General features: G+C 66.9%; 20 protein-coding genes and 2 pseudogenes. 16 read left to right on the forward strand and 6 right to left on the reverse strand.

What is annotated here, in order from left to right; all coding sequences use genetic code 11:
• Positions 1–138: 138 nt before the first annotated feature.
• Positions 139–558 (reverse strand): arsenate reductase ArsC, encoded by a 420-nt coding sequence (locus tag OHA05_RS37220; protein WP_328863141.1) that lies wholly within the window; start codon positions 556–558, stop codon positions 139–141.
• Positions 559–587: 29 nt separating this feature from the next.
• Positions 588–1,220, reverse strand: coding sequence for an arsenate-mycothiol transferase ArsC (locus tag OHA05_RS37225; RefSeq protein ID WP_328863142.1), 633 nt, complete (start codon positions 1,218–1,220; stop codon positions 588–590).
• Positions 1,221–1,294: 74 nt separating this feature from the next.
• Here OHA05_RS37225 and OHA05_RS37230 point away from each other — a divergent pair, with 74 nt between their 5' ends.
• From OHA05_RS37230 to OHA05_RS37240, 3 genes and pseudogenes are all read left to right on the forward strand, one after another.
• Entirely contained in the window at positions 1,295–1,603 is a 309-nt protein-coding gene (locus OHA05_RS37230) for an ArsR/SmtB family transcription factor (protein ID WP_328863143.1), read from the forward strand.
• The gene (gene arsB / locus OHA05_RS37235; protein ID WP_328863538.1) at positions 1,594–2,706 is read left to right on the forward strand and encodes an ACR3 family arsenite efflux transporter; all 1,113 of its coding nucleotides are present in this window, start codon (positions 1,594–1,596) and stop codon (positions 2,704–2,706) included. The genes OHA05_RS37230 and arsB overlap by 10 nt, the downstream gene beginning before the upstream one ends.
• Positions 2,703–3,161: pseudogene (locus OHA05_RS37240) on the forward strand (FAD-dependent oxidoreductase); the annotation flags it as partial. The gene arsB and the pseudogene OHA05_RS37240, both read left to right, overlap by 4 nt.
• A 43-nt stretch (positions 3,162–3,204) precedes the next feature.
• Here OHA05_RS37240 and OHA05_RS37245 read toward each other — a convergent pair.
• Entirely contained in the window at positions 3,205–3,570 is a 366-nt protein-coding gene (locus OHA05_RS37245) for an ArsR/SmtB family transcription factor (protein ID WP_328863144.1), read from the reverse strand.
• 74 nt (positions 3,571–3,644) lie between these two features.
• Between OHA05_RS37245 and OHA05_RS37250 the strand changes: the two genes are divergently transcribed.
• The 7 genes from OHA05_RS37250 (at position 3,645) to mihF (ending at position 10,055) form a co-directional block, all read left to right on the forward strand.
• Positions 3,645–3,812 (forward strand): hypothetical protein, encoded by a 168-nt coding sequence (locus OHA05_RS37250; RefSeq protein WP_328863145.1) that lies wholly within the window; start codon positions 3,645–3,647, stop codon positions 3,810–3,812.
• Positions 3,813–3,844: 32 nt separating this feature from the next.
• Positions 3,845–5,209: an FAD-dependent oxidoreductase gene (locus tag OHA05_RS37255; protein ID WP_328863146.1), complete on the forward strand. Its 1,365-nt coding sequence runs from the start codon at positions 3,845–3,847 to the stop codon at positions 5,207–5,209.
• Between the two features lie 33 nt (positions 5,210–5,242).
• On the forward strand, positions 5,243–5,653 hold the full coding sequence (locus OHA05_RS37260) for an ArsI/CadI family heavy metal resistance metalloenzyme (RefSeq protein ID WP_328863147.1): 411 nt from the start codon (positions 5,243–5,245) through the stop codon (positions 5,651–5,653).
• 7 nt (positions 5,654–5,660) lie between these two features.
• Positions 5,661–6,887, forward strand: coding sequence for an MFS transporter (locus OHA05_RS37265; protein ID WP_328863148.1), 1,227 nt, complete (start codon positions 5,661–5,663; stop codon positions 6,885–6,887).
• A 204-nt stretch (positions 6,888–7,091) separates the two neighbouring features.
• Positions 7,092–7,856, forward strand: a complete 765-nt coding sequence (locus OHA05_RS37270; protein ID WP_328863149.1) for a class I SAM-dependent DNA methyltransferase — start codon at positions 7,092–7,094, stop codon at positions 7,854–7,856.
• A 1,432-nt stretch (positions 7,857–9,288) separates the two neighbouring features.
• Positions 9,289–9,627, forward strand: coding sequence for a helix-turn-helix domain-containing protein (locus OHA05_RS37275; RefSeq protein ID WP_328863150.1), 339 nt, complete (start codon positions 9,289–9,291; stop codon positions 9,625–9,627).
• A 113-nt stretch (positions 9,628–9,740) separates the two neighbouring features.
• A complete protein-coding gene (mihF, locus tag OHA05_RS37280) occupies positions 9,741–10,055 on the forward strand; it encodes an integration host factor, actinobacterial type (RefSeq protein WP_328863151.1) in 315 nt (104 codons plus the stop codon).
• Positions 10,056–10,512: 457 nt separating this feature from the next.
• Here mihF and OHA05_RS37285 read toward each other — a convergent pair.
• Positions 10,513–11,261 (reverse strand): annotated as a pseudogene (locus OHA05_RS37285) (PHP domain-containing protein); the annotation flags it as partial.
• Between the two features lie 227 nt (positions 11,262–11,488).
• Between OHA05_RS37285 and OHA05_RS37290 the strand changes: the two are divergent.
• From OHA05_RS37290 to OHA05_RS37300, 3 genes are all read left to right on the forward strand, one after another.
• Positions 11,489–11,869, forward strand: a complete 381-nt coding sequence (locus tag OHA05_RS37290) for a hypothetical protein (protein ID WP_328863152.1) — start codon at positions 11,489–11,491, stop codon at positions 11,867–11,869.
• A 295-nt stretch (positions 11,870–12,164) separates the two neighbouring features.
• Complete coding sequence (locus OHA05_RS37295) at positions 12,165–12,722, forward strand: hypothetical protein (RefSeq protein WP_328863153.1); 558 nt, start codon at positions 12,165–12,167, stop codon at positions 12,720–12,722.
• 1,883 nt (positions 12,723–14,605) lie between these two features.
• Positions 14,606–14,833 carry a hypothetical protein gene (locus OHA05_RS37300; protein ID WP_328863154.1) on the forward strand — a complete coding sequence of 76 codons (228 nt, stop codon included), beginning with the start codon at positions 14,606–14,608 and terminating at the stop codon, positions 14,831–14,833.
• Positions 14,834–15,052: 219 nt separating this feature from the next.
• On the opposite strand, the gene OHA05_RS37305 is transcribed toward OHA05_RS37300, so the two are convergent.
• Complete coding sequence (locus OHA05_RS37305; protein WP_328863155.1) at positions 15,053–15,334, reverse strand: hypothetical protein; 282 nt, start codon at positions 15,332–15,334, stop codon at positions 15,053–15,055.
• A 964-nt stretch (positions 15,335–16,298) separates the two neighbouring features.
• Here OHA05_RS37305 and OHA05_RS37310 point away from each other — a divergent pair.
• The 3 genes from OHA05_RS37310 to OHA05_RS37320 are packed head-to-tail and all read left to right on the forward strand — an operon-like array spanning position 16,299 to position 19,499.
• A complete protein-coding gene (locus OHA05_RS37310) occupies positions 16,299–16,745 on the forward strand; it encodes a hypothetical protein (RefSeq protein ID WP_328863156.1) in 447 nt (148 codons plus the stop codon).
• A 31-nt stretch (positions 16,746–16,776) separates the two neighbouring features.
• Positions 16,777–18,957 carry a hypothetical protein gene (locus tag OHA05_RS37315; RefSeq protein WP_328863157.1) on the forward strand — a complete coding sequence of 727 codons (2,181 nt, stop codon included), beginning with the start codon at positions 16,777–16,779 and terminating at the stop codon, positions 18,955–18,957.
• 8 nt (positions 18,958–18,965) lie between these two features.
• Positions 18,966–19,499, forward strand: coding sequence for a hypothetical protein (locus OHA05_RS37320; protein ID WP_328863158.1), 534 nt, complete (start codon positions 18,966–18,968; stop codon positions 19,497–19,499).
• Positions 19,500–20,205: 706 nt separating this feature from the next.
• On the opposite strand, the gene OHA05_RS37325 is transcribed toward OHA05_RS37320, so the two are convergent.
• Positions 20,206–21,744: an ISL3 family transposase gene (locus tag OHA05_RS37325; protein ID WP_443043820.1), complete on the reverse strand. Its 1,539-nt coding sequence runs from the start codon at positions 21,742–21,744 to the stop codon at positions 20,206–20,208.
• Positions 21,745–21,777 lie beyond the last annotated feature (33 nt).

Below are 21,777 nucleotides of genomic sequence, written 5' to 3' on the forward strand. Positions count from 1 at the left end.
CTGCTGGCGCTGGTCGGCTTCGCGTGCCTGCTGTTGCTGAGAAACACCCCGAGCTTGATCTCGGTGCGGCGGTGTGTCCGGCGGGGCCGGAGCTGATGACGATGACCTCGCGTACGTCGTCTGTGCCGGTCACGCTGCTCAGGCTTCCTGGTGGGCGTCGATCTCGGCGATCAGGGCTTCGATGCGGGTCTTGATCTCGTCGCGGATGGGGCGCACCGAGTCGACACCCTTGCCGGCCGGGTCCTCGAGGGCCCAGTCGAGGTACTTCTTGCCGGGGAAGATCGGGCAGGCGTCGCCGCAGCCCATGGTGATGACGTAGTCGGATGCCTGGACGGCCTCGGTGGTGAGGATCTTCGGTTTGGCGTCGGCGATGTCGACGCCGACTTCCTTCATGGCCTCGACGGCGGCCGGGTTGACCTGGTCGCCCGGGATGGAGCCGGCGGAGCGGACCTCGATCCGGTCGCCCGCGAGGTGGTTGAGGAATCCGGCGGCCATCTGTGAGCGGCCGGCGTTGTGGACGCAGACGAAGAGCACGGAGGCGAGCGGGGTGGTGGACATGGGTTCTTCCTTCAGGATCAGCGGGTGGTTCAGGCGGGCAGGGTGGACAGAAGTTCGGTGATGTGGGCGTCGATCGTGTCCCGGATGTCGCGGACGGCGGCGAGCGGGGCGCCGTCGGGGTCGGCGACGGGCCAGTCGAGGTAGCGGCGGCCGGGCACGATGGGGCAGGCGTCGCCGCAGCCCATGGTGATGACGATGTCGGCGGCCTGGACGACCTCGTCGGTCAGCGGCTTGGGGAACGCTGCGGCGGCGTCGGCGCCGGCCTCGGTGAGGACCTGCGCGATGAACGGCTCCACCTCAGGCGCGGGGTGCGTGCCGGCCGACGAGACGGTGACCCGGCCGGCGGCGCGATGGGCGAGGAGGGCGGCGGCGAGCTGGGAGCGGCCCGCGTTGTGGCTGCAGACGAACAGCACGCGCGGCAGCCCGCTGCCGGGGCCGCCCTCGACGTGAGCGAGGGCGTCCAGGCGTTCCGCGGTGAAGCGTTCGGCCAGCACGACCAGGTGCGTGCGCACCTGCGCGGTGGAGGCCAGGAGGCTGTAGGAGTCGGTGAGCAGAGCCTGGACGGTCTCGGCGGAGAAGCGGCCGGCGTGCCGGGTGGCGTGGCGGGCGACTCCGGTGGCCAGGCGCTGGTCGGGCAGGAGGGGTGAGGAGGAGGCGGACAAGGGGACTCCTTCGACGCGCCCAATAAGTCAGCCCGCGCTGGTATCAGCGCGTGGTGATGTGACAGTATCAGGGCATGCTGACTTCAGTCGATCCTGATGTGATCCGGGTGTTGGGCGATCCGCTCCGCCTGAAAATCGTGACCCTGCTGGCGCGCGAGACGCTCTGCATGACGCACCTGGTTGAGGAGACGGGAGCCAAGCAGACCAACCTGTCCAATCACATGAAGGTGCTGCGTGAGGCCGGGCTGGTGGAGACCGAGCCCTGCGGCCGGTTCACCTACTTCAAGCTCAAGCCCGACGTCCTGGCCGGGCTGTCCGAGCAGTTCGCCGCGCTGGCCGCCTCCGCCCGCAGTGCTGCCGAGAATAAGAGGGCCTGTCCGTGACCCCCACTGAACCGACCACCGCCGCACCCCCGCAGAGCGGCGCGGAGGCCTCGGTCGTTGCCAAGCTGTCCACCCTCGACCGGTTCCTCGCCGTGTGGATCCTGCTGGCCATGGGCCTCGGGCTCGGGCTGGGCCGGCTCATCCCCAGCCTGAACGATGCTCTGGCGAAGGTCGAGATCGGCGGCATCTCGCTGCCCATTGCGGTCGGCCTGCTGATCATGATGTATCCGGTTTTGGCGAAGGTCCGCTACGACAAGCTGGATGCCGTCACCGGCGACAAGAAGCTGATGGTGTCGTCGCTGGTCATCAACTGGATTGCCGGCCCGGCGATCATGTTCGCGCTGGCGTGGATCTTCCTGCCGGACCTGCCCGAGTACCGCACCGGCCTGATCATCGTCGGCCTCGCCCGTTGCATCGCCATGGTCATCATCTGGAACGACCTCGCCTGCGGCGACCGTGAAGCCGCGGCTGTGCTGGTGGCGCTCAACTCGGTGTTCCAGGTCATCGCGTTCGGCCTGCTGGGCTGGCTCTACCTCGACCTGCTGCCCGGCTGGCTGGGCCTGGGCGACGGGGAGAAGCTCGACATCTCGATGTGGAAGATCGCGCTGAACGTCGTCATCTTCCTCGGTGTGCCGCTGCTGGCCGGCTTCCTGACCCGCCGCTTCGGGGAGAAGAAGATGGGGCGCGAGTCGTACGAGGCAACGTTCCTGCCGAAGATCGGGCCTTGGGCGCTGTACGGCCTGCTGTTCACGATCGTCATCCTCTTCGCCCTGCAGGGAAAGACGATCACCTCGCAGCCGCTGGACGTGGCCCGCATCGCGCTGCCCCTGCTCGTCTACTTCGCCGTCATGTGGTTCGGCACCTTCCTGCTCGGCAAGGCCATCGGCCTGACCTACGACCGCACCGCCACGCTCGCTTTCACCGCGGCGGGCAACAACTTCGAACTGGCCATCGCGGTCGCGATCGCGACCTTCGGCGTCACCTCGGGCCAGGCCCTCTCGGGTGTCGTCGGACCGCTGATCGAGGTGCCGGTGCTGGTCGCGCTCGTCTACGTATCTCTGGCGTGGCGCAAGAAGTTCACGGCGCCGCAGCTCTCCGCATGACACAGCGCACTGATGTGGTGGTGGTCGGCGGCGGCCAGTCGGGACTCGCTGCCGGCTACCACCTTCGCCGCCTCGGCGTGGAATTCGTCATCCTCGATGCGCAGTCCACGCCGGGCGCAGCCTGGCAGCACGTCTGGAACTCTCTTCGTCTGTTCTCGCCCGCGGCCTGTTCGTCCCTGCCGGGCCGCCTCATGCCGCCACAGGCCGGCGAGACGTACCCCGACGCACAGCACGTCGTCGACTATCTCGCCGATTACGAGAAGCGCTACGAACTGCCGGTCCAGCACGGTGCCCGGGTCCAGGCGGTGCACCGTGCGGGCCGATCCCTCCGTGTCCAGACCGACTCGGGCGAATGGCAGGCGAGCGCGGTCGTCAGTGCCACCGGTAGCTGGTCGCGGCCCTTCCTGCCTGCCGTCCCCGGCCGTGACGTGTTCACCGGCACGCAGATCCACACGCCCGCCGGACTGCACCGGCTGACCGCAGCGTGTGCAGGGTGAGTCAGGCGCGCAGGTCGAGCATGGCCGACATGCCCGCGACCACGGACGGGGCGACCTGGTAGTAGACCCAGGTCCCGCGCCGCTCGGAGGTCAGCAGGCCCGCGTCCTTGAGCTTCTTCAGATGGTGGGAAACCGTCGGCTGCGAGACGCCGACATCGGAGATGTCACACACGCACGCCTCCCCGCCCGGATGCGAGGCGACCCGGGAGAACAAGCGCAGCCGCACCGGGTCGGAGAGCGCCTTGAACATGGCGGCCATCTTCTCCGCATCCGCCTGTGACAGCTCCCCGGCGGTGATCGGGGGGCAGCACGGCACCACGGCCTCCCCCTGTAGAACGGGCAACTCCACAACCTCAGAATTCGACATGCGTCTATGTTGACACTCGTCGAAGCAAGTGGCAACCTTCAAGGCATCGACAGACATCGAAACAGGGGGTTGTCGTGACGACAGCAATCCGTACCGCGCTCACCACCGCACGGGCCCGCCGCACCGCCCGTCACCTGGCCCAAGTCCGCTTCCGCGACGGCCGTGGGCAGGTCTGCGACAGCGCCTGCCGGGCCACCGCTCACCGCGAGCGCACTCAGCTGACCGTCCTTTCCGCCCGCTGATTCCTCCCACCTACTTCTGGAGACTGACCATCATGACTGAGCAGCAGCCGCTCCCCGTCGTCGTCATCGGAGCCGGACCTGCCGGGCTCGCGGCCGCCGCCCACCTGCTCGAGCGCGGCCTCGACCCCCTCGTCCTGGAAGCAGGCGACGCCGCCGGCGCGGCCGTGCGGCAGTGGTCGCACGTGCGTCTGTTCTCCCCCTGGGGCGAAGTCGTCGACCCGGCAGCCGAGAAGCTGCTGGCCCCCACCGGCTGGGTCAAGCCCGACGCGGACACCTATCCGACCGGCGGGGACTGGGCCGAGCAGTACCTCCAGCCGCTCGCCGACGTCCTCGGCGACAGGGTGCGCTTCGGCACCCGGGTCACCGGTGTCTCCCGCAGCGGCCGTGACCGTACCGTCGACGCCAACCGGGAGGCGCAGCCGTTCGTCGTGCACGTCAGCACGGCCGACGCCGGCGAGGAGCGCATCGTCGCTCGGGCCGTGATCGACGCCTCCGGCACCTGGACGATCCCGAGCCCGGCCGGTGGCAGCGGACTGCCCGCGTTCGGCGAGAAGGTAGCCGCCGACCGCATCACCTACCGCGTTCCCGACCTGAAGGATCCAGCGGTCCGTGCCCGTTACGCAGGCAAGCGCACCGCGGTCATCGGCTCCGGCGCCTCCGCCTTCACCGCGCTCGCCTACCTGGCCGACCTCGCGAAGTCCGAGGACGGCACCGGCACACACGGCGTGTGGATCCTGCGCCGCGGCCTCTCCGGCTCCACCTTCGGCGGCGGCGAAGCCGACCAGCTCCCTGCCCGCGGCGCCCTCGGCCTCGCCGCCAAGGCCGCCGTCGACGGCGGCTACGCCGATGCCGTCACCGGTTTCCGCACCGACGCTGTCGAGCGTGACAGCGACGGCCGCCTGGTCCTGGTCGGCGAGGACGGCCGCCGCCTCGACCCCGTTGACGAGGTCATCGTGCTGACCGGCTTCCGCCCCGACCTCACCTTCCTCGACGAGCTGCGCCTCGGCCTGGACGAGCGCCTCCAGGCGCCGGTCGAACTCGCGCCGCTGATCGACCCCAACCAGCACTCCTGCGGCACCGTCTACCCGCACGGCGTGAACGAGCTCTCCCACCCGGAGAAGGACCTCTACCTGGTCGGCATGAAGTCCTACGGCCGCGCCCCCACCTTCCTCGCCATGACCGGCTACGAGCAGGTCCGCTCGATCGCCGCATCTCTGGCCGGCGACCAGGAGGCCGCCGAACGCGTCGAGCTCACCCTCCCCGAGACCGGCGTGTGCGGCGGGGCCGGCCTGTTCGACGAGCCCGAGACCGCACCGGCCGACGGCGGCGGCTGCTGCGCTGCCCCCACCACCCTCCAGATCGGCGCCGGCGCCCCAGCCACCTCCGGCGGCTGCTGACCCTCACCACCCACCCCCAGCAGGAGGACCGTCATGTCACGTATCCAACTCGCCCTGCGCGTCCCCGACCTGGCCGCCTCCGTCGCCTTCTACACCAAGCTGTTCGGCACCGGACCGGCCAAGCGCCGCGACGGATATGCCAACTTCGCCGTCGCCGAACCCCCGCTCAAGCTCGTCCTCATCGAAGGCAGTCCGCGCGAGGCCACGCGCATGGACCACCTCGGAGTCGAAGTCGACTCTTCCGAGGCGGTCAACGCCGCCACCGCACGGCTCGGCGCATCCGGCCTCGAAACCGACGTGGAGCAGGACACCACCTGCTGCTACGCCCTCCAGGACAAGGTCTGGGTCCACGGACCCGGCCAGGAACCGTGGGAGGTGTACGTCGTCAAGGGCGACGCCGACACCGATGCGCGCGAACCCGTCACCGCCAACAGCTGCTGCTGACCTGACGATGACCAACCTTCACACCGACCAGGCCGCGACCGGAACGGGGGACCGGTCGCGGCCTCGCGCCGTGCTGCCCGCCCTGTGCGCCACCCAGATCACCAGCTGGGGCATCGTCTACTACGCCTTCCCCGTGCTGAACCCCGAGATCACCACCGCCACCGGCTGGCCGACCGGGGCGACCACAGCCGCGTTCTCCGCGGCTCTGCTCGTCTCCGCGCTCGCCGGAATCCGCGTCGGCCGCATCATCGACCACCGCGGACCGCGCACCGTGATGACCGTCGGCTCGGTGCTCGGCGTGCTGAGCATCCTCATCGTGGCCGCAGCCCCCAACCTGCCTGTCTTCACGGCTGGCTGGCTGCTCGCCGGACTGTCGATGGCATCCACGTTCTACCAGCCCGCCTTCGCCGCGCTCACCCGCTGGTGGGCCCCCGACCACGTCCGCGCCCTCACCATCGTCACCCTGGCCGGCGGCCTGGCCTCCACCGTCTTCGCGCCCCTGACCGCCGGCCTCGCCGCACACCTGTCCTGGCGTGCGACCTACACCGTCCTCGCCCTGGTGCTCGCCGTCGTCACCATCCCCGCCCACGCTCTCGCGCTCAACGCACCATGGCCCAAGGCACCACCGGCCCCCGCCCACGCCACCGGCGGCGCGGACACGGTGGCCCGCAGCCGCCCGTTCTGGATGCTGGCCGCCGCCCTGACCCTCTCCGCGTTCACCGTCTCCGCCGTCGTCGTCGCGCTCGTACCTCTCCTGCTCGAACGCGGCTTCACCACCACCGAGGCCGCCTGGGCCCTGGGCCTCGGCGGCGCCGGACAGACCCTCGGCCGCACCCTGTACGCGACCATTGCGCGCCGCACCGGGGCAACGGCCCGCACGACCGCCCTGATCGCGCTCGGCGCTCTGACCACAGCGGCACTCGCGCTCGTACCCGGCCCATACGCCCTGCTGGTCTCCCTGTCCGTCGCGGCCGGGATGGTACGCGGCAACCTCACCCTCCTCCAAGCCACCGCCATCACCGACCGCTGGGGCACCACCCACTACGGCCACCTGTCCGGACTGCTCGCCGCACCCACCACGACAGCCTCCGCCCTCGCCCCCTTCGCCGGCGCCGCACTCGCCGCGCCACTGGGCGGCTACCCGCAGATGTTCGGACTCCTGGCGCTCATCGCCGCACTCGCCGCCCTGATCACCTTCGGGACCCAACCGCGCCGATCGACTGTGGAGCGGTAAGGGTGCCTTCAGATGCACCCCCATAGTCGGCCGGCCACTTGGAGAACACGACGCTCTCGGGGATCGGAACTTCAACTTCCGTACCGGATACGTTCGCAGCGAGAATCTCTGAGAGTGGGCAGCCCCAAGCTGCGCTCGGCGTCTCAGGTGCGTAGAGCGGTGAGCCAGGGTGCAGGTTGGCCACGCCGTCTAGTCTTGATGGTCATGTTCGACGAACGCTTTCTCGCCGCGACCAGAGCCTCCTATGACGTCATGGCCGCGGAGTACGCCGAGATGGTGGGCTCTGACCTGGATGCTAAGCCACTCGACCGTTCTCTACTGTCCGCCTTCGCTGAACTGGCCCAGGCAGGCGGAAACGGTCCCGTTGCCGATGTGGGTTGTGGACCCGGCCAGGTGACAGCGGTACTACGCTGCTTGGGTCTGGACGCGTTCGGCATCGATCTGTCGCCCGAGATGATCGCCGTGGCCCGCCGTTCCTACCCGGACCTCCGTTTCGAGGTGGGGTCGATGCTGGCCCTGGGTTTACCGCAGGCCTCCCTGGGTGGGTTGCTCGCCTACTACTCGATCATCCACATCCCATGGGAGCGACGATCGGACGTGTTCTTCGAGTTTCACTGGGTGCTCGCACCGGGTGGTCAGTTGATGCTCGTCTTCCAGGTCGGTGATGACAGGGGTCACCGCGACGAGGCATTTGGCAAGGCCGTCTGCGTTGACTGGTACCGACAGCAGCCGGACGAGATCGCCGAGTTGCTGCGCCACGCTGGGTTCGAGGTCTCGGCCATGATCACGCGTCAGCCGGACTCCGCCAAGAAGACACCGCAGGGTTACGTCTTGGCACACAAGCCCGTGGCCGAAGGCGGCAGGGTCACGTCGAGGAGTTCGGCGATGCTGCTGGCCGCCTGCGCGGCCTCGTGGCAGATGCTGTTGGGGGCGGCGTCTGGCGCGGGCATGTCTTCCCAGTCGGTGTGAATTTCTGCCCGGTGATCGGCCGGGCGATGGCCTTGTGTGGCGCAGCCCGGGCCGGCGGGGTGGGCCGCTACCACGTTCTCCTGGTCTTTGCAGTCTCAGCGGTGCCGGTGGAGGCGAGCCGTGAGGTATTCGAGGGTACTGGTGAGGTTCGGGAGCCGGTCAGTATCCGGGCCGGGGCGTCCAGCAGCAGCGGTACTTCTGCTGCGGATGGACAGCCCCGGCGATGGCCACTCGTACGGTGGTGGAGGAGCTGAGCGCCGCCGATGCCAGCGCTCTGCGGCCGGCCCAGGACGGGCCTGCGAATGCAGGCCGTCGGCGGCGAACTCGCGGCCCGCGGCACCGAGACGGCGCGCCGGCTCCAACTCGACAGCCGGAACGCGGCGACGCCGGTCGTGGCGCGGGGACCCACGCGCGGTCAGGTGTCTGTCGGCTCGCAGTGCTTTGGGCGGGGGCTGGTGCGAGGGCGTTGAGCCATACGGTCATGTAGGCGTCTGCGGTGGGGGTGTGGCTTCCGGGGGCCGGCTACGAGATGCCGCTTGCGGCCATTGATCTTTTTGCCTGGGCGGTTACCGCGGGGTGACCTCCCCCGGCGGTCGATGCCGCTGGGGCTGCTGTGAGTCGATGGGACGGTTCCCCGGACGGTTGGCACCGCCCGTGCTCGATTACCTCGAAGTCCGACACTCAGAAATCTGTGTCGGCTGGAGTAGACATTGGGCTGTGGCGTGGTTATGGTTTCTGTCGTAGCCAGAAGGACCGCAGGGCCTGGCAGACACGAACTGCCGGGCAGCAGTATGTAGTTGCAGGTAGCAGGGCGGTGCGGTGGTGGAGTTCCGAAGCCGGAGCGGTTGCTGGATGGCGACGGGGCTGACGGCCGGACCGGGTGGCCCGCAGTCATCAGGGGCCGCCGTGAGCAGTACCGCAGTGGCAGTACCTGTAAGTGCAGTTCGCGGTACCCAGCAGTGAAGTCAGTGAGCAGCACCTCGGTGAAGGCGTCGGCTGCGGGCGCGCGCACCGGGAGGTTCGGCAGTGGGGTTCTGAGCCAGAGCGGATGCAGGACGGGCGACGGGGCTGGCTGCCGAAGGTGGCGCTGTGGCAGGCCACCGGTAGTTCGCATCACCAGCAGTACGCAGTAGGGCAGTACCAGCAGTACGCAGTCCCAGCAAGTAGTTGGTCAAGAGGGAAGAACGGAGGAGCCAGGCGCCATCAGGATCGCCCGGGCAGAGTGTTGAGCCCGGGTACCGCAGGACATCGATAGTGAGGTGGTCTCCGGTCGAGCAACCGCGATCCCCGCATTGCCCGCCCTCTCCCGGGTGGACGTGCGGACACACAGGGCCGGCGCAGTACCAGGGCCGGCAGATGGTGTAGCAGTTCCTTCGGGGCCCTGGTGCCATACGGCACCAGGGCCCCTCCACGCGTTCCACAGAGAGGTGCAATGACAGCAGACGACTCGCTTAGCCGTCTCGATGACGACGACTACCCCGCCTACACCATGGGCCGGGCCGCCGAGATGATCGGCACCACCCAGTCCTTCCTCCGCGCCATCGGCGACGCCCGCCTCATCACCCCGCTCCGCTCCCCGGGCGGACACCGCCGCTACTCCCGCTACCAGCTGCGCATCGCCGCCCGCGCCCGCGAACTCGTCGACCAGGGCACGCCCATCGAGGCCGCCTGCCGCATCATCATCCTCGAAGACCAACTCGAAGAAGCCCAACGCATCAACGCCGAACACCGCCGCACCGCCGAAACGGCGAACCCGACGGCTGCGCCCTGAGACACGCGGCTTGCCTCAGGAGCTTCGCGAATGCCGCCCGGGACGCACTGCGTTCCGGGCAACTCGTCTTCTGCGGATCGTTGCACCCGTCACGAGAACAAGGAGAACAGCCCATGGCTCTGCCCGCACTGACCCCGTCCCAGAGGGCCGAGGCGCTGGAGAAGGCGAAGGCCGTCCGCAAGGAACGCGCCGACCTGATGACCCAGCTCAAGGCGGGGACTCTGCCGCTCACGGACCTGCTCGCCCGGGACGACACGGTGGTCGGCAAGCTCCGGGTGCGCCGCGTCCTCGAATCGCTCCCCGGCATCGGTACCGTCCGAGCCGGCCAACTCCTCGCCGATCTCGGCATCTCCGAGCGCCGCCGCGTCCAGGGCCTCGGCGCCAACCAGCACGCCCGGCTCCTGGCGCTCTTCCCGCCCGGGGAGTGACCCCTGCCGATGGCACCGGCGTACCGGACGAGGGCGGGGATCTTCGTGGGCAGGGTGGCGGCGCGGGGCCCCGGTCAGTTTCTCCCGCGGTGCCGTCATACCGCCGCGGCCTGCACCCGCTGTTCGGCGCTGTCACCGGGCCGCCACACCGCTTCTTCCTCCATTTCCTTGGCCGCCCATGGCAGTCCATGGTCGGTGTGGGGCGCGGCGGTGTTGCATGAGGCCGCACGACGCAGACAACGAGACCCCGGCACGTGTCCCGGGGTCTCGCAGTACTTGCCTGTACCGTGCTGGTCAACGATCAGCCGACGGGGTGGTCACGCCAGTTGATGCCCAGCTCGGCCTGTGGCGAGGCGGGCATGTGCAGCGGACTGCCTGCACTATGCCGCTGACCCGGATCCTCGCCGAGCGCGAGGCCTGAATCCTTATCCAGCCGGTGATGAACAGCGAAGACATGCAAAGGGTCTCGCCGCGCTGCAGCAGGGCTGACCTCTTCGGCCGCCCACAACGCTCCGTCTGCTGACCGCACCGCATTCGTCAGCACCGCAGAGGCGGAGACCGGTCGGCCAGCTGTAGCGTCCGCGCCGCCAGCCGCAACGATCCCGCCCCCGTCCCCGACAGCCCGCGATAGACGACCTCCAGGCGCAGCGAGCCGCCGAACAGCTCCCGCCACGGTGCAAGTAGCTGCTCCGCCAGGTCCGGCCGTCCGGCCGACAGGGCCCGCACCGGCTCCGACGCGGGCCCCAGCAGCACGGTCAGACCCCGGCCCGCGAAGGCATGCGTTGTTGGCCAGTCCACCACCGGCACACCCTCACTCGCTGTGGTGTCGGCGTGCGCCGCCGACACCTGGCGGCACAGCCCCGCCCACCCCGCACGGTCCTGCGTCAGGAGCGTCATGCGCAGCGGTGCGACGGGCACGTGCGCACCGCCGCGCACCGGCGTCCGGCGCTGCACGAGCCGAGCGGTGGGGGAGGGGGCAGCGACGGGAGCGACCGCGAGATCGACACCGAAGATCGGCCGCACACCCTGCTCGGCGCAGGCGCAGGCGCAGGCGCAGGCGCAGGCGTTGGCGAAGCGCACGGCGCCGGCGACGGTGTCCCGGTCGGTGAGCGCCAGTGCCGTCATCCCGCGCTGGGCGGCCCGCTCGACGAGCACGCCGGGGTGCGAGGCGCCGTACCGGGCTGAGTAGCCGGACGCCGCATGCAGATGAGTAAAGGCGCCTTTCCTGCACCTCTCGCCATGCCGCTCATCTCCCGCTTCGCTGGTCCCAGCTGGCCACGATCACTAGAATCGCACGATAGTTCGAACAAGGGAATCGTGCTACTCGATCTTGATGTGACAACGGGCGATAGCTGGCCCTTCCGGTCCGCAGTTGGCCAGCAGTCGGCCGGACGCACGATCGGGAGGATGGTGGTCTCTGGCAGCATGGGCCTGTGAACAGCGAGAACGACGCGGCCGGCGGACTCCAACTACTGACGGGCTTGGAGGTCAGCGCCGTATCCTTCGTGCGCGACTACGAGCTGCACTTCGATGGGCCGGTATTGCGGGCCTTGAGCAACCCCTTGAGCGTGTACGGGGGCCGCGAGTGGCACTTCCCCGCACCAGGGTCGCTGGACCTCATGCGCTGCTACATCGGCAAGATCGTCGACGCATACGAAGAGGATCCGGAACGGATTCTCACTCTGCACTTCGGGGAGCACCGCTTCGGCATCCCGCTGGACGACGGATCAAGCCTGGGGCCCGAGTCGGCCCACCTGGTCGGCGTCGACGCGAGTGGAATGACTTCCCCCCTCGGCGGGATGTGGATCTGGTAGCCAAGGGCTGCGCCCACCCGGCGTGGCCAACTATCGGTCGACGGAGTGGCCAACTGCCAATCTTGATAGCCGCTTGAGCTGGGGCGGGCGCCCCAGGCAGCGCCGGCCAACTATCGGCCGGAGTCACACGTGACGGGGCAGGGGTGCAGGGCGGCGTGTTGGCAGGAGAGTGCGCAGGGCAAAGCATCGACCAGCCGTATGGAACAGTCGGAGGATGGCCCTGGCGCTGCATGACGAAAGCGCCTTGGCTCGGGAATGATGTGAGGGGCGGTACGGCGATGTAATGTGCCCTCAAGTGCGCACGCTTGGGGGGATCATGCATGTTCGTGAGGCCGCAGCAGGACTCGCGTTTGCCGGAGTGCTGTTGGCCGGTTGTAGTTCCACCGGCTCCAGCAACGCATCACCGAGCACATCATCGAAAAGCACCAGTTCTGTGGGCGCAGCGTCGGCCGAGAAGGCAGACGAATTGACCGCACAGCAGGCCGTGGCAGCACTGGGGGAGTCCATCCCGGAGTTGAAGCTCGTCCAAGTCTATACCGCGGCCAACGACCCGAACCACCTGCTCGGGCGCCCGGGCGGCTACACCAGCAAGGCCGCCTTCTCCGACAGCCGTGTCTCCTCCGCGGACGTTGAGGGTCTGGACAAGGACGCAATTGAGCGTGGCGGCAGCGTGGAAGTGTTCAAGACTCAAGAGGAGGCGCAGTCTCGGGCGAATTATATCGAGACGATCGCCAAGTCCATGCCCAGTGCGACCGAGTACCACTACATCGCCGACGGTATCCTCGTCCGAGTCTCGCGCGTGCTGACACCCACTCAGGCAAAGGAGTACGAGGCGGGCGCCACGCGCCTCTGACTCGTGAGCTACAAAGGCCTCACAGTGTGCTTGCAGATATCCCAGCCATCGATCGCAATTGGCGGTCATCTCGCAGATCCCCGACCTCCCGGCCCCGGCCCTTGATGATTTTGCCGCCGCCCATGGCGAACGTGCAAAGTCGGTCCCGTTCCCAGGAGGACTCGAATTTCCTTCCGGATGCGAACGAACCCCTACGTGCGCCTGGTCGACCTCTCCGGGGCACCAGGGCCGAAGCTCTCTGGGTGTGGTCGGGATTGAAAACGAAACGGTGAGAAGGCTAAAGTGGGCGAGCGAGATACCCTGAGAAGGGCTTCCTTCAGAATTCTGTCATGGGTCTTTACTCTCCCTATTGCCGGTCTAGTGGTCGGTGCGGGGCTCAGCGTGAGCGACACACTTAGCGCAGACGCGCTCGCCGTCATGGCAGCAGGGCTAGGAGTTATCGCACTCATGCGCCGCATCTGGAACTCAAGTATAGTTATGGAGAAGTCGGCGATTACAGTAGTCAATCCTTTGTGTACATATGTCCTTCCGTACGAGTCCATTTCAAGAGTGGCCAGTAGTGGCGGAACTATGGCTATCATCACGGTGCGAGGGGACGAGATCCTCTCGACAGGTTTCGGTGGCTCCCTTATCGATCACTTCGTGGGGTCGACGGATCGCGCCGTTGAGAAAGTGGCACACCGAGTGAAGTGGGCGTCAAAAGCGTCCGATAATGGGTCTATTGAAAAGAGATTCACGATCTCGTGGATTGCTGATGGTTGCGCTGTGGGCGGATTTATCTGTGCTCTTACGGCAGGAATTGTTGGAGGCTGATGCCCCTCGAGGACGTAGGGTGGTACGAGCCTTCGCAACTGTCACCATCTCGACAGCGGCGGGCGCTCTTGGCCGGCACCTACACCTGGACCTACGGTACAGCCCGAGACGTGCGACCTTTGGCACGCGTGCTTGTGTATCGACGAGGGAACGATGATTCATGTCGTATGGGGAGCGGCGGTGGGACTTATCGGTCTCTCCTCGCATTCAATGTTCGCAACTTCAGGCTGCGCATGACGATCTCACGGCTTCCGCTACTTCGGTGGAGTAGTTGATCCGCGATTTCCACCAGTCACTTCCGTGTCATGTGGGGAATTCTAGGGACGGTTGGTTGGAACGGTGTTGATTTCGATGGTACATGCGGGCTCGCCTGACAGTGGGGAATGCATGAGAGGCGGTTTCCAGCTCGTTGTAGGTGTGGCTGGCGTCCTGCTGGCCTTGAATTTTCGCGACTCGGCTTATCGATTTTATGAACTCATTCTGAATCGAGGCCCGTTTGGTCCAGGTCCCGGGTTCAGCCCTGTCGTGCTGAGGCTCGTAGGTGCAGTACTGGGCGTCGTAATGATCTCGAGCGGAATGGCAGGGCTTGTGGTCTGACATTGCGCCGCGGTGTTCTATAGGGGTGATTTGTGGAAATATCGCTCATTCTTGCCGGTGCTAGCGGGGTTCATGAGATCAAGCCTTTGGCGGTCGTGTTCTTCGTCGCCTTCGGGTTTACGGGCTGTGCGCTTACCCTGAATCTCTACGGATTCGCAGATGGATTCTTCCTTCTTACGAGCAAGGTCGTGGGAGGGTTCACCGGAAGCGCAAGTCCCAAAACGCTGCGAATTGTAGGAGCAGTCCTGATCATTCTGGCTAGCATCGGAATGGTGACGGAAATATCGAAGCCGTTTCGATCCTAGCGGCACCGAGTGAGCGCGACTGAATACCGCGTAAGCAATTGCGCCGCCAGCCGCGTGTCGACCCCGGCGAACGCGACACATTAGCGGGAATGAATGCAGGGGCAGACCTATTTCATTCCCAGGAGGGAGTTCTGCCGTCAAATCCTGTTCGCGCGTCGACGGAGGATCATGATTCATGTCATATGGGGAGCGACGGTGGGATTTCTCGGTCTCTCCATCGCATTCGATGTTCGCAACTTCGGGCCTCGTATGTACGACCTTACGGCTTCCTTTGCCCCCGGTGGTGAAGTTGATCCGCGATTTTCGCCAGATCACTTCCGTGTGATGTGGGGAATTCTGGGGACGATGAGCTTTTGTTTCTCGGCTTATCAGCTCTACGATTTGCTGGTCAAGTAGTCGGCCTGTGGCCGAGCGGGTCTGCGGTCCTGGTCCTTGAAACGAGGCCGGAGGATAAGCAGTCGATCACCAGGCGGGCGGTGGTGCCGGGTGTGTTTACGGAGCATGGCCGGCTTGCTGGGGGCCGTCTTCGTCGTCGCTGAGTTCGGGCGCTCGACCTGCTGGGCTGATGACTGGGTAGTCGGCGGGTTCGTGAGGTCTGCGACTGGAGGGGCTGCCTCAGCCCAGCGCGAGCGCGAGGATGCAGACCAGCGCAATGGCGGACCCGGCGACTACCCAGATAAGTGCGAGGAGCCGGGTGAGCCGCGCTTCGTGGCCACGTGCCCATGCCAAGGGATCGACGTCCGTGGCCAGCCGGGCATGCCTCCTCTGGACCCGACTGCGGGCCCATGCGGAACCCTGTGGGGAGAGGTAGAAGACTCCGAGGCAGAGGAATATCATGCTGACGACGAGCATGAATGCGGGGATGAAGGACGGCGGCCCAGCAGCAATGGTGATCACGTGCCGATAGTGGGGTGCGGTGTCCCTGCAGTCAATCGTTCATGCTCCTCACACACTTGCAGGCTCCCCTGGTGCTCTGGATGGCCAGAGGCGGCCTTGGCCAGTCGTGCTGGTTGATAGGCGCGAGGCGGCCCTGGCCCTTCCCGTCGCCGCGACCCTATGACCCAGCTCGCCGCTTTGGCGGCTATTCGAGCGTGCGGGCTGACGGTCAGATCCGCCACGACGCTGAGGAGACCGCCTTGGTGGTCGATGCCTTCAAGGCTGCGTCCAGGGCGCCCTATTGGCTTCCGGGGCAGGCCGGGCTCGACTCGGCTGGCGAGCGCGCACTTGGTTTCTTGGGTGTTGAGCTGGGCCTGTACGAGTTGCGGCCGGGGCGGGCGGCGGAGGGAACGGGTGGTCATGATGTAGCCGGCAGGTGCTGCGTGCCGATCCGCCCTCTCTGCCCCGGCGTGCTGTCAGCGGCCCAGGCGGGGCCAATTTGCTGAGGACGGCTGTCGGGCGGGCGAGACCGGGGAGTGATGACGACGAGGCGGAGGCGGTTCCCTGAAGCGCGCGAGTGGTCTTTGCCAGCGGGCAGGCGGCTATGGCCTGGGCGATGGCACCTCGCTGCGCGTCGGAGGTCGGACGCGGCTGGTTTTGGGCGGAGTCTGGGGGCAGTGTGCCCAGCTGCGGCGAGATCCGTAGCCGCCTTGTCGGCTGCCGGAGACGATAGGGCTGTAGGGATGCACGGCATGGCTTGGGCATCGTCTGCACAATCTCGTGCGAGCCGCGATGAGGTCACTGCTGTGCTTTGCAACGTATGGCAGCCGACGGGTCTGGGTGACTCCTTCTGTCCCGACTCCGGGTCGCGGTGAAGACTCGGTGCCGACTGAACGGGCCGACGCCTGCGTACGGGGCTCCCGTTGTAGCGTACGAGGAAGACGATCACCGGACAGACGGCCGAACGGCACGACGGGGGAACACTATGGCGTGGGACGAGTGGGAGCAGGCAAAGGCTCGTACATCCGAGCAGTCCCAGTACATGCAGTTGAACCAGTTGGCTCCCGAACGCGGCGGCGGTGGCGGCGACGCGGACCTCGTTGTGCACGACAACGTGCTGGGCGCGCTGGGCAATCTGGCCTACGCGTTGCGGCAGCGGTTCTCGACTGCCGCCGACCACGCCCGGCCGACTACCTTCGACGCGTCGATCGAGCTGTTCAACGACGGGCTGGACATGGGCTCGGCCCTCACCGAACTGCACGACTCCTGGAACACGAAGACGGGCACCCTCAAGGAAGCCTGCGCGCACATTTCCAACCACCTCGACTACTCGCGCGCCGAGCACGCGAAGGACGAGGTCAAGATCGCGACGACGATGCGCGACGCGGGCGGCGACCTGTCCGTTTCACGCATCAACGACTATTTCAAGTGACCACGACATCAAGTAACGGGGGCGTCCGGTCATGGTGACCTTCCAAGACCTCAAAGACCTGCGGCTGGGCAAGCTCCAGGCTGCGGTGACGGACTGGGAACAGATGGTCAAAAAGCTGGCTCTTGTCGCCGACGGAGGCGACGGCGACGCCAACGCGGCCGACCTGGACAAGAAGGCCAAGGGTGCCAACTGGAAGGGGCAGAACGCCACCGTGACGAAGGAGTTCGTCACGGTGACAGCCGCCGAGTTCGACGATGTGGTCACCGTCGCGCGGAGTGTTCACACGATCCTGAGCGGCGCACACACAAAGCTGACGAAGCACAAGAAGGATCTGACGGACGCCGTGGACCGGGCGGCCAGGAAGAACATCTACGTGAGCGACAAGGGCGTGGTGAACGCGTCCGTCCCGTCGCCGCAGGCGGCCGGTGACGCGAAGATTCCTATGCCGACGCAGGCGGAAGTCGACGCGGTCGCCCAGGAGATCACCACCATCCTGACAGCGGCCGGCGAGACCGACAGCACCGCTGCGGCGGCGCTGCGTTTCCATGCCAAGGACAAGCACGACTTCGAGTCGAGCGGCTTCACGAGCTTCGACTCGGCTCAGAAGACCATCAAGGACTCGAACGAACTCATAGCCCTGGGCAAGAAGGACCCCAGCGAGCTCACCAACAAGGAGCTCGAGCGCTTCAACGCCCTGATGAAGGACCATCCCGGGGATGTCATCTTCGCCGAGCGCGTGGCCACCGGCCTGGGCCCGGACGGGACGCTGAAGTTCTTCGCCGGCGCGGTGGACCTGGAGAACTGGGAGCACAAGAGCGACGCGAACACTAGGGAGTCGCGGGAAGCCCGGATGGCGCTGCTCGGCACCCTGGAGAAGGAACTGGGCACCACCCTGGCCACCGCCTCCCGATCGGGCACCGACGCCATGGACTCCTGGAAGGACCGGGTGATCGCACTCGGCGGCCAGGACGTCGGCAGCGACAAGGGTGCGAGCCAGACCCGTGTCTACGGCTTCCAGGCCATGAGCAACCTGATGCGCCACGGGAAGTACGACGGCGACTTCCTCAACGACTACGGAAACGCCCTCGTCAAGTTCGAGAAGGACAACACCGGGGACGTCAAGGACCCGGGCCCTGGTGGCAAGTCGCGCGAGAATGTTCTTCCGTGGGACAAGCTGCCGTCGTACGCGAAGGTCGATCAGCTGCACTACGGAGACAACACGGATGCGGGCACGGACCCCATGACCGGGTTCATGAAGGCGCTGGCTCACAACCCCGACGCGGCGACGGACTTCTTCAGCTCGACCGACCCCCAGGACAACTCCCAGCACGTCCTGAAGGACCGGCAGCCCTTCAACGACGTCGTACCCGACTCCATGGGGTACGGCGAATCCGCGAGCGACTACAAGGGCCCGAAAGCGAGCTACGAAGCGACGGGCGACGCATTGGTCGCCGCAGCCACGGGAGTCGACCCGGACGACACGTCGGCGCGGCCCATCGATCACACCGAGCAGCACCGCCAAGTGCTGGACAACTCGCTGAAGTACCTCTCGGAGCGGGGCGACGACTTCCCCGCGGAGATGCGCGACGACATGGCCGCGGTACTGACCAACCACGGCGACACGGTGCACCACACAGCCAGCAGCCTTGCCGACGACCGCAACGACCCGAAACTGCTGGACAGGGACCAACTGCTGGAAGTCTCCAAGCAGGTGTCCCGGGACCAGAACGCCTACGGCATGCTCAACGAGGGTCTGAGCCGGGAGATGGTGAAGGACATCCACGAGGACAATCCGAAGGACCCCAAGGAGACCCTGCTACGGGCGGGCAACAGCGTCGGATTCCTCGAGGAGGCCCGCTACCAGGCCCTGGTGACGGACAAGGACGATCCGACCTGGGACGCGAAGTGGATGTACCACGGGTTCGGCAGCATCGTGAACTTCGCACCCGGTGTCGGCGACCTCGCACAGCGCGGTATCGACGCCGTCGCCTACGAGTGGCAGACGCAGGAGCAGAGCCGGATCGACGCAATTCATCAACGGGACAACAAAGACGTATTCACTGGCCGGGAGCAGCAGCTGCAGGCGCTCGCCGACGAGTGGGCCAAGGCCAACCCTAACCACACCAACACCCGCTATACGCTCACCGAGGAGATCAACGGCGCTGCCTACAACGGAAACGACCGTGCCAAGGGACTGGCGGGTGGAGGGTGATGAGGTTGATGAAGAAGAGCGTCCTGCGTCCGGTGTCTGGCGCGGTTCTGCTCGCCGCGCTGCTCGCCGGGGCCGTCGGCTGCGGCGGGCATGAGGAGTTCAACGTTACTGAAGCCTGCGGGACGAAGGTGGACTCCAAGCTGATCGAGCAACTCCTGCCCGAGGGCGATGAGCTGGAGATCAAGGACACCTTCTCGGAGCCGGGTCAGCCACGCTGCGAATTCGAAGTCGACGGCAAGCCGAGCATTGGCCTGCGGGGCGATGTCGTCGAGTCGTTCATCAAGCCGATCGAAGTCAAGCAGGACGCGATGCGCCGCCTGGGTAATCCGGCGCCGGCCGACATCGGCGACGGTGCCACCATCGCCGACCATGGTGGGATGGCTGTGCAGGCGTGCACCTACAAGGGGGAGAAGCGGCAGTACGTCCTGGCCCTCGACGGTGTGGAAGACCCGAAAGACACCGCAGAGCGCCGCCGAGTGCTCGAAAAGTTCCTGCGTTCCCAACTACCGGTCGCCATGGAGGCAGAGGGCTGCCGCCCTTAGCGGCAGGGTCGCATGAGGCGACGGAGATGAGGCCGAGGGGGTGGTCGGCGAGGGCGATAGGGTCCCGGAAGGATGTCCTGCGCCCTGCGCCCTGCGCCCTGCGGCTGTGGCCGTGACGGCAGGATGCAGCGGCCACGAGCCGTCTCGGGTGCCTGCGGGCAAAAGGTTGACCACGAACTGATCGGCCGCCTACTCGCCCAGGGGCGTTGAGTTGAAGCCAGGTTCTCAGGGCTTCTGGCGAAGATCGCGCGATCTCGGTACATCAAGGATGCACCAGCCTTCGACGAGATCAAGCACGCCGGTGAGCCCAGCTATCTGGAGTGGTTCGGCCGCTACAGGGCCGTACCCGTTCCCCGGGTGCGGCCCGAATCCGTCTCCGTGCTCGTCACGGGGGCAACCGGTGACCCATGGACACGCCCTCTGCCTGAGACACTCGACGCCGATCTGCCCAGGCGTCGGGCCCGTTGCTCTGGTACGGGAACCGGCGGGGTTGGTGCATCGGAGTCCCGAGCGCCCGCCCCATCAAGCTGAAGGACGGCCCCTCACGCCATCGTCTCCAGATCTCATCCTGCTGAGCCGGAGAAAATCCGTAGTCACGCACCTGCGCCTCCATGACCACATGCATCCGTGGGTGGTGCGCTGATCACTTGGGGGACAGTAAAACGTTCGGCTCTGTTCCGTAGTCGGTGGTGACGGCCGGTTGCAGTCATTGGAGAAGGATGCGATGGCGGAGGAGGTCGAATCCTGCTCGGCCGTGCATCTGTCGCATGATCCTCTTTGTTCGGGTATTGACGCCCTCGGTCCGGCCGTTGTGGTGGGGCAGGGTGAGGCCGGCGTTCACGGCGGCGCGGTCGAGTTCGAGGACGTTGCAGAAGCTGTGCAGGTGGGGCAGGTCCGCAGTGCGGACGGTGGTGATCCACTCGGTGGGCTTGTCGTTGTTGCCCTGGGCGGAGTTCAGAAGTGCAGCGAACTCGCCGGTGAGTCGGGCGAGTGCGGTCATCTGCGGGCAGGCCGCGGTGAGGAGGCCGAGCAAGTTGGTGTCCTTGGTCCACAAGTGCTCGGGGTGGGTGAGCAGGAGTCGGGCGAGGCGGCGGGGGGTTGTCACGGGACGGTCGCCTTCGGCACGGCCCTGGTTGAGGTAGCGAATGAGCAGGTTGGCGCTGCCGGTGGTGTAGCCCAGTTCCCTGATCTCGTGCAGGAGGTGGGTGACGGGGACGGCCGGGTTGTCGGACCGGCGCCGGTGCAGGTGCTCGCGGTAGGGGTCGACCAGGGTGGGCCGGTAGCGCGGGGCGATGCGATCGGCGGACGGTTCGGGTATGCGGGCGTAGCGTTTGACGGTGTTGAGGGCAAGGTTCAGTCTGCGGGAGCAGTCGAGCAGGCCGACGCCGGAGTCGAGGAGGGCGTGGACTTTGTGCCAGCGCTCGCGGATGGTTTGCTCGCGGACGCCGCCGGGCCGGGGCGGGTTGACGGCGGTCCAACAGGGGGCGTGGGCGCGGACCTCGGCCAAGACCTTGTCGCACAGGTTCCGCCACAGATGCCAGCGGTCGCTGACCTGCACCGTTTCGGGCAGGGCCCGTCGGATTGCCTCGGCGTAGGTGGCCGAGCCGTCTCGGCACACGACCTCGATCCCGGTCTTCCCGCGCAGCCATGCCTCCAATGTGGCGGCCTCGCGGTTGGGCAGGACATCGACGCGTTCCCCGGTCTCGGCGTCGATGATGATCGTGGCGTAGCGGTGACGGCGGCGCAGGGCGAAGTCGTCGACCCCGATCACCCGCGGGACTCGCACCATCGGCGGGGGGATGCGCCGCAGCAGGCGCAGGGCGGTGGCGTAGGAGACGGGCGTGGCTAGGAACCGGGTGAGCCGGGAGGCCGCCCGGCCGCATAACTCCTTGACCACCTCCGAGACCTGGCTGGTCAGACGCGTGGTGCGGCGTTGAAGGCGCTCGATCAGGCCAGGAACTTGCTCGCGGAAGGTCTGCCGCCGGCAGCCCAGGACCGGGCAGACCAGGCGCCGCACCCGGACACGGGCCACGACCTGCCGACCGTCCACCGGCACATCCGCCACCGTCCGGAGGTGATACCCATGCACCTTCCCCGTCGGCACCCCGCACACGGGGCAGGGCACCGGAGCATCCCGGGTCCGGGCGATGACCCGGATCACCTCGCCGTCATCCGCCATATCCTCGATGACCAGCGCCGAGAGCCCTGAAAACACCATTGCCACAAGGGAGTTGACGTATCGCATGTAGCGTCAACGACGCCCGTCACCTGCCGTCAC

Origin of the sequence: Streptomyces sp. NBC_00306 (assembly GCF_036169555.1) — a bacterium.
Classification (GTDB): Bacteria; Actinomycetota; Actinomycetes; order Streptomycetales; family Streptomycetaceae; genus Streptomyces; species Streptomyces achmelvichensis.

Bases quoted from the DNA above. Each gene is read 5' to 3' on its own strand.
- mihF (WP_328863151.1), top strand. From the start codon at position 9,741: ATGGCTCTGCCCGCACTGACCCCGTCCCAGAGGGCCGAGGCGCTGGAG.
- OHA05_RS37220 (WP_328863141.1), bottom strand. From the start codon at position 558: ATGTCCACCACCCCGCTCGCCTCCGTGCTCTTCGTCTGCGTCCACAAC.
- OHA05_RS37245 (WP_328863144.1), bottom strand. From the start codon at position 3,570: ATGTCGAATTCTGAGGTTGTGGAGTTGCCCGTTCTACAGGGGGAGGCC.
- OHA05_RS37270 (WP_328863149.1), top strand. From the start codon at position 7,092: ATGTTCGACGAACGCTTTCTCGCCGCGACCAGAGCCTCCTATGACGTC.
- OHA05_RS37260 (WP_328863147.1), top strand. From the start codon at position 5,243: ATGTCACGTATCCAACTCGCCCTGCGCGTCCCCGACCTGGCCGCCTCC.
- OHA05_RS37255 (WP_328863146.1), top strand. From the start codon at position 3,845: ATGACTGAGCAGCAGCCGCTCCCCGTCGTCGTCATCGGAGCCGGACCT.
- OHA05_RS37300 (WP_328863154.1), top strand. From the start codon at position 14,606: ATGATTCATGTCATATGGGGAGCGACGGTGGGATTTCTCGGTCTCTCC.
- OHA05_RS37310 (WP_328863156.1), top strand. From the start codon at position 16,299: ATGGCGTGGGACGAGTGGGAGCAGGCAAAGGCTCGTACATCCGAGCAG.
- OHA05_RS37325 (WP_443043820.1), bottom strand. From the start codon at position 21,744: ATGCGATACGTCAACTCCCTTGTGGCAATGGTGTTTTCAGGGCTCTCG.
- OHA05_RS37315 (WP_328863157.1), top strand. From the start codon at position 16,777: ATGGTGACCTTCCAAGACCTCAAAGACCTGCGGCTGGGCAAGCTCCAG.
- OHA05_RS37265 (WP_328863148.1), top strand. From the start codon at position 5,661: ATGACCAACCTTCACACCGACCAGGCCGCGACCGGAACGGGGGACCGG.
- OHA05_RS37320 (WP_328863158.1), top strand. From the start codon at position 18,966: ATGAAGAAGAGCGTCCTGCGTCCGGTGTCTGGCGCGGTTCTGCTCGCC.
- OHA05_RS37275 (WP_328863150.1), top strand. From the start codon at position 9,289: ATGACAGCAGACGACTCGCTTAGCCGTCTCGATGACGACGACTACCCC.
- OHA05_RS37230 (WP_328863143.1), top strand. From the start codon at position 1,295: ATGCTGACTTCAGTCGATCCTGATGTGATCCGGGTGTTGGGCGATCCG.